The 2181-nt window shown below is 71.9% G+C and carries 2 pseudogenes; both read left to right on the top strand.

The window, feature by feature from the left end:
- Positions 1–1711, top strand: a pseudogene (locus AC2W7C_RS17015) (discoidin domain-containing protein); the annotation flags it as partial.
- Between the two features lie 79 nt (positions 1712–1790).
- Positions 1791–2181: pseudogene (locus AC2W7C_RS17010) on the top strand (discoidin domain-containing protein); the annotation flags it as partial.

Raw genomic sequence — 2181 nt, 5'->3', positions numbered from 1 at the left:
GCCGCGCGATGAAGGCGGGGTCGTCGGCCAGGCCGGCGCCGGCCAGCGTCTCGGCCAGGCCGCGGCCAGCGTCTACGCCCTGAACGCCCTGGAGATCGAACCCCTGTCGTTCGGCGAGACCCCGACGACCTTCATGCGCGCCGTGGCCGCCGAGAGCCGGCGCGGTCTCTATCCCCGCGGTTTCCACGGCGAGCAGCCCTACTGGACCCTGGTCGGCGTCGACGGCGGCGGCGAGAGCGCCCTGATCGGCGAGGACGGGGCCATCGAACTGCGTCGCGGCGGGCCTTCGATCGAGCCCTTCGTGCTGGACAACGGCCGACTGGTCACCTGGGCCGACGTGGGTGTGACCCAGACGCTGCAGGACGGCTATCTGCCGATCCCGACGGTGACCTGGACAGCCGACGGCTGGACGCTGGCGGTCACCGCCTTCGCCGACGGCGCGCCGGAGCAGGCGCAGATCTGGGGGCGCTACGCCCTGACCAACACCTCGGACCGGCCGCGCAGCCTGACGCTGGCGGTGATGGCCCGGCCCTTCCAGGTGAACGGGCCGACCCAATTCCTGACCACCCCCGGCGGGGTCGGGCCTGTTCAACAGGTCGACTGGAACGGGGCCGCGATGGTCCTGAACGATACGATCCGGGTGAACGCCTTGGTCCGCCCCGACGGCGTGGCGGCGGCGACCTTCGCGGCCGGTTCGGACCCTCAGAGCCTGCTGGCGGACGCCGGGCGGCGGCGGTCGCCGGACGTCCGGCTGGTCGAGTCCGACACGACCCAGCTGACGGCCGCGGCGATGCTGTACGACGTCACCCTGCAGCCGGGCGAGACCCGCACCTTCGGAATCATGGCCCCCCTTTCGGGCGGGGCTCCGGACGGCCCGGCGGTCGGCGCGATCGAGGCGGCGCTGGACACCGTCCAGGACCGCGTCGCCGCCGGCTGGCGCGAGAAGCTGGGCCGCTTCGACCTGACCCTGCCGCCCGCCGCCGGCCCGGTGCGCGACGTGATGCGGACCTCGCTGGCCCATATGCTGATGTCGCGGCAGGGCCCGATCCTCCAGCCGGGCACGCGCAGCTACAACCGCACCTGGATCCGCGACGGGGCGATGATGGCCGAGGGCCTGAACCGGCTGGGCCACGAACGGCTGTCGGCGGACTATCTGCGCTGGTTCGCGCCGCTGGTCTTTGACAACGGCAAGGTGCCGTGCTGCGCCGACGCACGCGGCTCGGACCCGGTCCCCGAGAACGACAGCCACGGCGAGTTCATTTTCCTGGCGGCCGAAACCTATCGCTACACCCATGACGAGGCCCTGCTGCGCGAGGTCTGGCCGCAGGTGCGCAAGGCGGCGGGTTATATGGACGAGCTTCGCGCCTCGACCCGGACCGCCGAGTTCCAGACACCGGACAAGCGGCGCCTCTTCGGCCTCTTGCCGCCGACGATCAGCCACGAGGGCTACTCGGACAAGATCGCCTATTCCTACTGGGACGACTTCTGGGGGCTGCGCGGCTATCGCGACGCCATCTTCATCGCCGAAACGCTGGGCGAGGCACAGGCCGCGGCGCGCCTGCGCGCCTCCGAGGCCGAGTTCCGGGCCGACATCATGGCCTCGATCGAGACGACGGCGGCGCACTACGGCATCGACTGGATCGCCGGCGCCGCGACCGGGGCGACTTCGACGCCACCTCGACGACCATCGCCCTGTCGCCGGGCGGCCTGATCGACGAACTGCCCCCGGCCCTGCTGAAGGGCACGTTCGACAATGGTGGGAGAACTTCACCGCGCGCCAGGAGAACCGCATGTCGTGGCGGGACTATACGCCCTACGAACTGCGCAACGTCGGAGCCCTGGTGCGGCTGGGGCGGCGCGAGGAGGCGCTGCGGGCGCTGGACTTCTATTTCGCCGACATGCGGCCGGCGGCCTGGAACGGCTGGGCCGAGGTGGTCGGGCGCGACCTGCGCGAGCCGCGCTTCATCGGCGACATGCCGCACGCCTGGATCAGCTCGGACTACATCCGGTCGGCGATGGACCTGCTGGTCTACGAGCGCGACGGCGACCGCGCCCTGGTGCTGGCCGCCGGCGTGCCGACGCGCTGGCTGGAGGGAGAGGGCGTGGGTGTGACCGGCGTGCGCACCGCCTACGGCCCGCTGACCTACACTCTGCGGGGGCGAGGGCGGCGCGTTCCGCCTG

The sequence above is a fragment of the Brevundimonas sp. CURTG3B2_SDJG genome (genome assembly GCF_057364705.1).
This window is presented reverse-complemented; position numbering and strand designations above follow the sequence as displayed.